The 8,752-nt window shown below is 70.3% G+C and carries 8 protein-coding genes; 5 read left to right on the plus strand and 3 right to left on the minus strand.

Annotation, left to right across the window (positions count from 1 at the left end; genetic code table 11):
- The first annotated feature begins 9 nt into the window (after positions 1-9).
- On the plus strand, positions 10-435 hold the full coding sequence (locus AC07DS_RS22890) for a hypothetical protein (RefSeq protein ID WP_479147965.1): 426 nt from the start codon (positions 10-12) through the stop codon (positions 433-435).
- Between the two features lie 96 nt (positions 436-531).
- Here AC07DS_RS22890 and AC07DS_RS22895 read toward each other — a convergent pair whose 3' ends face one another.
- A complete protein-coding gene (locus AC07DS_RS22895; RefSeq protein WP_479147967.1) occupies positions 532-1,893 on the minus strand; it encodes a glutamine synthetase family protein in 1,362 nt (453 codons plus the stop codon).
- A gap of 300 nt (positions 1,894-2,193) precedes the next feature.
- On the opposite strand from AC07DS_RS22895, the gene AC07DS_RS22900 reads away from it, so the two are divergent.
- Positions 2,194-3,381, plus strand: a complete 1,188-nt coding sequence (locus tag AC07DS_RS22900; protein WP_479147969.1) for a globin domain-containing protein — start codon at positions 2,194-2,196, stop codon at positions 3,379-3,381.
- A gap of 57 nt (positions 3,382-3,438) precedes the next feature.
- On the opposite strand, the gene AC07DS_RS22905 is transcribed toward AC07DS_RS22900, so the two are convergent.
- Positions 3,439-4,479 (minus strand): FAD-dependent monooxygenase, encoded by a 1,041-nt coding sequence (locus tag AC07DS_RS22905; protein WP_479147971.1) that lies wholly within the window; start codon positions 4,477-4,479, stop codon positions 3,439-3,441.
- A gap of 90 nt (positions 4,480-4,569) precedes the next feature.
- On the minus strand, positions 4,570-5,016 hold the full coding sequence (locus AC07DS_RS22910) for an RrF2 family transcriptional regulator (protein ID WP_479147973.1): 447 nt from the start codon (positions 5,014-5,016) through the stop codon (positions 4,570-4,572).
- Between the two features lie 136 nt (positions 5,017-5,152).
- Between AC07DS_RS22910 and AC07DS_RS22915 the strand changes: the two genes are divergently transcribed.
- The 3 genes from AC07DS_RS22915 to AC07DS_RS22925 all read left to right on the plus strand — a co-directional run bounded on the left by AC07DS_RS22915 (position 5,153) and on the right by AC07DS_RS22925 (position 8,618).
- Positions 5,153-5,839, plus strand: coding sequence for a DUF3105 domain-containing protein (locus AC07DS_RS22915; protein ID WP_479147975.1), 687 nt, complete (start codon positions 5,153-5,155; stop codon positions 5,837-5,839).
- Positions 5,836-6,465, plus strand: a complete 630-nt coding sequence (locus tag AC07DS_RS22920; RefSeq protein WP_479147977.1) for a DUF305 domain-containing protein — start codon at positions 5,836-5,838, stop codon at positions 6,463-6,465. The genes AC07DS_RS22915 and AC07DS_RS22920 overlap by 4 nt, the downstream gene beginning before the upstream one ends.
- A gap of 209 nt (positions 6,466-6,674) precedes the next feature.
- Positions 6,675-8,618 (plus strand): S53 family peptidase, encoded by a 1,944-nt coding sequence (locus tag AC07DS_RS22925; RefSeq protein WP_479147979.1) that lies wholly within the window; start codon positions 6,675-6,677, stop codon positions 8,616-8,618.
- Positions 8,619-8,752: the final 134 nt, after the last annotated feature.

Raw genomic sequence — 8,752 nt, forward strand, 5'->3', positions numbered from 1 at the left:
AACTGGAGTATGGCCAACGACCAGCTCATCTCCGCCGGGACCTTCACGATCCTGGGCCCTGGCGGGCACCTCACCCACATGGGCAAGGGGGAGGACATCGTAGTGCTGCCGCCGGACGGGAACGCGCAGCAGTTGTGGGAGGTGCAGCCCGAATCGGGCACCTACACCCTGCGCAATGTCGCCACCGGCTACTACCTGGGCAGCGACGGTGATCCCAACCAACCCGCCATGATGATCAGGGGAAGCAAGCAGCCGTACCCCTGGCGCACAGCCCAGGGCCCGGACGGCGATCCGGACACCTACCTGCTCGCCCCGGGCGCCTCGAACGACGGGCTGATTCTGACTTACAGCCTCCTTCGCATCTTCCCGCCGCGCGTCGCCATCCTGCCCAGCTCCGAATACCGCGACCCGGAATGGTCCTTCAAGGCCGTCTAGCCAGGCCGAACCGACCTCTCAACACGCGATGGGGCCGACGGTCCATGACCGTCGGCCCACGGGATCGTTTCGGCGGCACCCCGCTCCGGCCTGCCCCTACAGCACCGGCAGGTTCTTCCGCAGCTCGAACGCGGTGACCTCGGAGCGGTACTCCTCCCACTCCGACTTCTTGTTGCGCAGGAAGAAGTCGAAGACGTGCTCGCCGAGGGTCTCGGCGACCAGGTCGCTGCGCTCCATCAGGGTCAGGGCCTCGCCGAGGTTCTGCGGGAGGGGTTCGATGCCCATGGCGCGGCGCTCGGCGTCCGAGAGGGCCCAGACGTCGTCCTCGGCGCCCGGCGGGAGTTCGTAGCCCTCCTCGATGCCCTTGAGGCCGGCGGCCAGCAGCAGTGCGTAGGCCAGGTACGGGTTGGCGCCGGAGTCCAGGGAGCGGACCTCCACGCGCGCGGAGCCGGTCTTGCCGGGCTTGTACATCGGGACGCGGACCAGGGCCGAGCGGTTGTTGTGGCCCCAGCAGATGTAGGAGGGGGCCTCACCGCCGGCGCCGGCCGTGCGCTCGGAGCCGCCCCAGATGCGCTTGTAGGAGTTCACCCACTGGTTGGTGACCGCGGAGATCTCCGCCGCGTGCTTGAGCAGGCCCGCGATGAAGGAGCGGCCGACCTTGGAGAGCTGGTACTCCGAGCCGGACTCGTAGAACGCGTTCCGGTCACCCTCGAAGAGGGAGAGGTGCGTGTGCATGCCGCTGCCGGGGTGCTCGGAGAAGGGCTTCGGCATGAAGGTCGCGTGGACCCCCTGCTCCAGGGCCACCTGCTTCATGACCAGGCGGAACGTCATGATGTTGTCGGCCGTGGAGAGCGCGTCGGCGTAGCGCAGGTCGATCTCCTGCTGGCCGGGGGCGCCCTCGTGGTGGGAGAACTCGACCGAGATGCCCATCGACTCCAGCATGGTGATCGCCTGGCGGCGGAAGTCCATGCCGACGTTGGTCGGGGTGTGGTCGAAGTAGCCCGAGTTGTCGGCCGGGGTGGGGCGGGTGCCGTCCAGCGGGCGGTCCTTCAGCAGGAAGAACTCGATCTCGGGGTGGGTGTAGAAGGTGAAGCCCAGATCGGAGGTGCGGGCCAGGGCGCGCTTGAGCACGTAGCGCGGGTCCGCGAAGGACGGGGAGCCGTCCGGCATGAGGATGTCGCAGAACATGCGGGCCGTGCCGGGGGTCTCCGCGCGCCACGGCAGGACCTGGAACGTGGAGGGGTCCGGCTTGGCGATCATGTCGGACTCGTAGACCCGGGCGAAGCCCTCGATGGCGGAGCCGTCGAAACCGATGCCCTCGTCGAAGGCCTGCTCCAGCTCGGCCGGGGCCACGGCGACGGACTTCAGGAAGCCCAGCACGTCCGTGAACCACAGGCGTACGAACCGGATGTCGCGCTCCTCCAAGGTCCGGAGCACGAACTCCTGCTGCTTGTCCATCTTCCGCTTCCCCATCCTTGCTGGTCAGGCCGCCTGGGAACATCCCACCACAACACCGTTTCAAGCGCGTTGCGGACCTTGATCGCCCCGGCGTCCCAGGCCTGAATGCCTGTCGTACGGCAGGTGTACTGCTCTGCCGCCCATCTTGCCTTCTCTCGCCGACATCCGTAATGGCCGGTCCGCTTCCCCCGTGAGCGACACCACGCCCATTTAATTTGCATATCAGATGCAAGTTTTCATAGCGTGCTGACCAGCAGAGCCGATCCGTCGAGCCGAGCAGTCGAGCCGTGAGGAGTCACGATGCTGTCCGAGCAGTCCGCAGCCACCGTCCGCGCCAGCCTTCCCGCCGTCGGCGCGGCCATCGGCGAGATCACCGAGCGCTTCTACACCCGGCTCTTCGCCGCCCACCCCGAACTGCTGCGCGACCTCTTCAACCGCGGCAACCAGGCCGCCGGCACCCAGAAGCAGGCCCTCGCCGGCTCCATCGCGGCCTTCGCCACCCACCTGCTGGAGCACCCGGACCGGCGGCCGGACGCCCTGCTGGGCCGGATCGCCCACAAGCACGCCTCGCTGGGCGTGGCCCCCGAGCAGTACGCGGTGGTCCACCAGCACCTCTTCGCCGCCATCGTCGAGGTCCTGGGCGAGGCCGTCACGCCCGAGGTCGCCGCCGCCTGGGACGAGGTGTACTGGCTGATGGCGAACGCGCTCATCGCCATCGAGAAGCGGCTGTACGAGGAGAGCGGCGGCACGCGGCGGCGGCCGTGGGAAGTCGTCGAGCGCGTCGAGGAGACGGCGGACGTCGTCACCTTCCGGCTGCGGCCCGCCGACGGCGGCCCGGTGCGTGACTTCCGCGCCGGCCAGTACGTCTCCGTCCAGGTCGAGCTGGCCGACGGAGCCCGGCAGATACGGCAGTACAGCCTCTCCGGCGCGCCCGGTGAGACGCTCCGCCAGTTCAGCGTCAAGCGTGTGCGGGGCGACGCCGCGACGCCCGACGGCGAGGTCTCGGACCACCTCCACGCGCACGTACGCGAGGGTGACGTCCTCGACCTCTCCGAGCCCTACGGCGACCTCGTGCTCGCGGACAGCGCCGGCCGGCCGCTCCTGCTCGCCTCGGCGGGCATCGGCGTCACCCCGATGACCTCGATGCTCGCCGCACTGGCGGCCGACGGCCACAACGCCCCGGTCACCGTCGTGCACGGCGACCGCTCCCCCGCCGACCACGCCCTGCGCGCCGACCACGAGGCCTACGCCGCCAAGCTCCCGGACGCGTCCACGCACTTCTTCTACGAGCGTGACGCCGAGCCCGGCACCCGCACCGGCCTGGTCGACCTCACCGACGTCACCGTGCGCCCCGGCACGCGCGCGTACCTGTGCGGCCCGCTGCCCTTCATGCGCGCGGTGCGCACCCAGCTGATCGAGCAGGGCGTGGCCCCGGCGGACATCCACTACGAGGTGTTCGGGCCGGACCTCTGGCTCGCCCAGGACTGAGAGGGCGGCCCGGGCCGCCGCCGCGCAGTCCGTGCGTGGCGGTGGCCCGCAGGGTGCTCAGGCCCCGAAGCGCCGCGCCCCCTCCCGGCCGATCTCCTGGTTCTCGGTCACGTACGGGCGCAGTTCCTGCTCGTAGGACGCGAAGGCCTTGGTGTGGTCACCGGAGGCGGCGAGGTGGCGGGCGAGGGTGTGGGCGCCGATCAGGGCCTGGGAGGTGCCCATGCCGGAGGTCGGGGCGGCGCAGTGGCCCGCGTCGCCCACCAGGACCACGCGGCCCTCGGACCAGCGGTCCAGGTGCACCTGGCAGGCCGAGGAGAAGTAGAAGTCGGTGGCGGCCGACATGTCCTCCAGCAGGCGGGGCAGCAGCCAGCCCGCGCCGGCCATCCGGTCCCGGGTGATGCGCTCCTGTTCCGCGCGGTCCAGCAGGTCCAGTGCCGGGGAGTCGCTGGCGAAGGACAGGCTGACGGACATCCGGTCCCGGTCCGCCGCACTGAACATGTAGACCGCACGGCCCGGGGTCTGCCACAGCGCTCCCCGGTGGTCCAGGCCGAGGTGGTTCGCCGCGCTGAAGCCGGCGCCCGAGAGCCCGAGGTGGCGGATCGCCTCGGAGTGCGGGGCGAAGACGAGGCGGCGCACCACGGAGTAGATGCCGTCGGCGCCGACCACCAGGTCGTACGTGTCCGGGGCGGACCGCTCGAAGCCGACCCGGACACCGGTCGCGTCCTGTTCGATGCGGTCGATCGAGTCGTCGAAGACGTATCGCACCGTCCGGGCCGTGTGCTCGTGGAGGATGCGGGTCACCTCGCGTTTGGGGACCTCCAGCTCACCGGCGAAGATCTCGGGCGGCAACGCGCCGGCGCGGGCGCCGTCGGCGTCCAGGAGGTCGGTGCCCGTCATGCCGGTGGCGTGCGCGCGGACCTCCTCCAGGATGCCCAGCTCCTCCAGCACCTCGAAGGCCGGTCCCCGGAAGTCGACGGCGTAACCGCTGTCGCGCAGGGCCGGGGCCCGCTCGACGACGGTCACCTCGTGCCCGTCGCGGTGCAGGAACCAGGCCAGGGCGGGTCCGGCGACACTCGCGCCCGAGATCAGGATCTTCATACGTACCCCCGTGGTCGATCCGTACGGAGGTCCCAGCCTTCACGGGCCCGAGCCGGCGATCAACGGCCCTTCCGGCCAAACGGCAGCCCCTCAGTCGCGCCGCGGCCCCCTCGAGATGCCCAGCAGCAGGGGCCCGGTCGGTTCCGCCACCATGTCCCCCACCGTCACCGGGTCGAGTGTCGCGAAGAACGCCTCCTGGGCCCGGCGCAGGGCGCCCCGCAGGCGGCAGGCGGAGTTCAGGGGGCAGGGGGTCGTGCCGCCCTCGCAGTCGACGACGTCGCCGTCCCCCTCGAAAGTACGGACGACCGTACCCACGGACGCCGTACGGCCCCGTTCGGTGAGGGCGAGGCCGCCGCCCCTGCCGCGGCGGGCGTCGACCAGGCCCAGGTGCTGGAGTTCCGCCACGACCTTCGCCGCATGGGTGTACGGCACGTCCATGTCCGCCGCGACCTGGCGGGTCGTGGGGGTGGTGTCGCCGGCGACGGCGAGCCGCATCAGGACTCGCAGGGCCAGGTCGGTGGAGCGCAGCAACCGCATACCGCGAGGGTAGGTAATGCGCATCCGCGGTTCAAATTATCCCGTTGCGGTGCCCTCCCTACGGACAGGCACTCCTTGCGCACTACGATCAGCGAGCCCCACCATCCACGTCCCTTTCCCCCAAGAAGGACACCTCATGGGTTCCGCGAAGAACAGCAGCAGCGCGGCACGCAAGGCGCGCATCGAGGAGTTGCGGCGCGCCGAGCGCGCCCGGGAGCGCCGCAACCGGGCGCTCACCATCGCCGCCAGCGTGGTGGTCGTCGGCGGTCTCGTCGTCGGCGGTGTGGTGCTCGTGAACTCGCAGTCGGACAAGTCCGGCAAGAACGACACGGTCTCCAGCGGCGACGCGAAGGGCTCCGGGGACTCCGGGCACTTCACCACCGGCAAGGACGGCGTGCAGACCTGGTCCGGGAAGCTGGCGCGGACGCACGTGACGAACAAGGTGTCGTACCCGATGCACCCGCCGGTCGGCGGCAACCACAACCCGGTGTGGCTCAACTGCAACGGCGACGTCTACACCAAGCCGGTGCAGGACGAGAACGCCGTGCACGCGCTGGAGCACGGCGCGGTCTGGGTGACGTACACCGGCAAGGCACAGAAGTCCGACGTGGACGCGCTCGCGGCCAAGGTGAAGAAGACGCCGTACTCGCTGATGAGCCCGTACGAGAACCAGGCCGCCCCGCTGATCCTGTCGGCCTGGGGCCACCAGGTGGCCGTGAAGAGCGCGAGCGACCCGGAGGTAGACAAGTTCTTCGCCTCCTACGTGCAGGGGGCCCAGACCCCTGAGCCGGGCGCCTCGTGCACCGGCGGGGTCATGAAGTGAGGCGGCAGCACATCGGCTGGGTGGCGGGTGCCGCGGCGGCGGTGCTCGTCGCGGCCGGGGCGATCACGTACGCGGTCGCCGAGGACGGCGGATCGGGGCCGAAGACGCCCACGGCCGAGTCCGCCGACGCGGGGTTCGCGCGGGACATGGCCGTCCATCACCAGCAGGCCGTCGAGATGTCGTACATCGTGCGCGACCGCACGAAGAACGAGGAGGTGCGGCGGCTCGCGTACGACATCGCGCAGACGCAGGCCAACCAGCGCGGGATGCTGCTGGGCTGGCTGGATCTGTGGGAGCTGCCGAAGGTGTCGGCCGATCCGCCGATGACGTGGATGGGCATGGGCGACATGGCCGCCGGCAAGGACGGCGCGCTGATGCCGGGCATGGCGACCAACACCGAGCTGAACAAGCTCCAGTCGCTGAGCGGGAAGCAGGCGGAGATCCTGTATCTCCAGCTGATGACGGCCCATCACAAAGGCGGTATCCACATGGCCGAGGGGTGTGTGGCCAAGTGCACCGTCGGGGTGGAGAAGCGGCTCGCGCAGGGCATGGTCGACGCGCAGCAGTCGGAGATCGAGCTGATGGCCGGCATGCTCAAGGAGCGGGGCGCGCAACCCGGTTCATAAGCCGCCGCGCGGACGAAGGCCTCAAATCCCCCTGGATGACGGTTCCTTGAGCTTCTCTTGACCTTTGCGTTCCCCTGGCATGAACGGTTCATCGAAAGAGTGGCCCCCATCGTGTGATCCCTTCGCGGGCCGACGCCGCCGCGGGCCGGTGTGCGGATCCACGACGTACCGACCACTACATGCATGCGAACCGCATCGCAGGGGGTTCTATGAGATCCAACCGCGCCAAGGTGCGCGCCGGCGTGAGCATGGCAGCGACACTGCCCATGATCGCCGGAGCGCTGGCGTTCGGTATATCCGCGGCGCACGCCGCGGACAACCCGGCCCGTGACGCACTGGCGGGCACCAAGCCCGCCTGGGCCACGGCCAAGGCGGACAAGGGTGCCACCGCCGACAACGCGCAGGTCAAGGCCCGCGTGTACCTGGCCGGCCGGGACCGGTCCGGACTCGCCGCCTACGCCAAGGCCGTGTCCGACCCCAGCTCGCCGCAGTACGGCAAGTACCTGAGCCCCAAGAAGGCGCAGGCCCGCTTCGGGGCCACCAAGGCCCAGGTGGCCGCGGTCAAGTCCTGGCTGAAGGCCGCCGGGCTCCAGGTCACCGAGGTCACCTCGCACTACGTCGCCGTCTCCGGTGACGTCGCCGCCGCCGAGAAGGCGTTCGGCACTCAGCTGCACGACTTCGCCAAGGGGTCGAAGACCTACCGCGCCCCGGTGAAGACCGCCTCGGCGCCGGCCGGCCTGCAGGGCGCCGTGCTGACCGTCACCGGTCTGGACAGCGCGCCGCACAAGTCGACCCACGACGACCAACTGCCGCCGCCGGACGCCGTGTTCAAGAACTCCGGGCCGTTCTCCTCGTACTTCGGCTCGAACATCGCGACCTCGCTGCCGGACGCGTACGGCCAGAAGATCCCGTACGCGATCAAGGGCTACACCGGCAAGCAGCTGCGTGCCGCCTACGGCGCGGGCGACTACACCGGCAAGAACGTGCGCATCGCGATCACCGACGCGTACGCCTCGCCGACCATCGCCTTCGACGCGGGCAAGTACGCGCTGAAGAACGGTGACGCGGCCTGGAAGACCGGCCAGCTGCACCAGTCGCTGCCGAAGAACTACACGAAGACCAAGGAGTGCGGCGCGGCCGGCTGGTACGGCGAGGAGACCCTCGACGTCGAGGCCGTGCACGCGGTCGCGCCGGCCGCCGACGTCACCTACGTGGGTGCCGCGTCCTGCTACGACGACGATCTGCTGGACTCGCTCAGCAAGGTCGTCGACAACCACCTGGCCGACATCGTCTCCAACTCGTGGGGCGACATCGAGGCCAACCAGACGCCGGACCTCGCGGCCGCCTACGACCAGGTCTTCCAGCTGGGCGCGGTCCAGGGCATCGGCTTCTACTTCTCCTCCGGTGACAACGGCGACGAGGTCGCCAACACCGGTACGAAGCAGGTCGACACCCCGGCCAACTCGGCGTGGGTGACCGCGGTCGGCGGCACCTCGCTGGCCGTCGGCAAGGGCGACACGTACCAGTGGGAGACCGGCTGGGGCACCGACAAGGCGACCCTGTCGGCCGACGGCAAGAGCTGGACGAACTTCCCCGGCGCGTACACCTCGGGCGCGGGCGGCGGCACCAGCAAGACGGTGGCGCAGCCGTACTACCAGAAGGGCGTCGTCCCGGACTCGCTCGCCAAGGCCAACAGCGCCGACGGCAACCGCGTCGTCCCGGACATCGCGGCCATCGCCGACCCGAACACCGGCTTCCTGGTCGGCCAGACCCAGACCTTCCCGGACGGCACCCAGCAGTACAGCGAGTACCGCATCGGCGGCACCTCGCTGGCCGCCCCGGTGATCGCCGCGGTCCAGGCCCTGGCCCAGGAGGCGCACGGCGGCAAGGCGCTCGGCTTCGCCAACCCGGCGATCTACGCCAAGTACGGCAAGAAGGGCGCGTTCCACGACGTCACGGACAACCCGACCGGCTCCGGCCTGGCGGTGGCCCGTATCGACTTCGTGAACGGCCTGGACGCCTCCGGCGGCCTCGCGACCTCGGTCCGCAGCCTCGGCAAGGACAGCTCGCTGTCCGCGGTGAAGGGCTACGACGACGTCACCGGCGTGGGCTCGCCCGCGGGCGGCTACGTCCAGTCGTACCGCCGTCACTGATCGGCAGACGCCGATCCGCTGGCGCTGATCGGCTGACGCGGTAGGCGCCGCAGGGGGGGGGGGGGGGGGGGGGGGGAGGAAGCAACAAAATCACCCCGCCCGCCGGGCCCAACCGCGCCCTGTCCTCGCTCCCC

Source organism: Streptomyces sp. NPDC044064 (assembly GCF_056434245.1).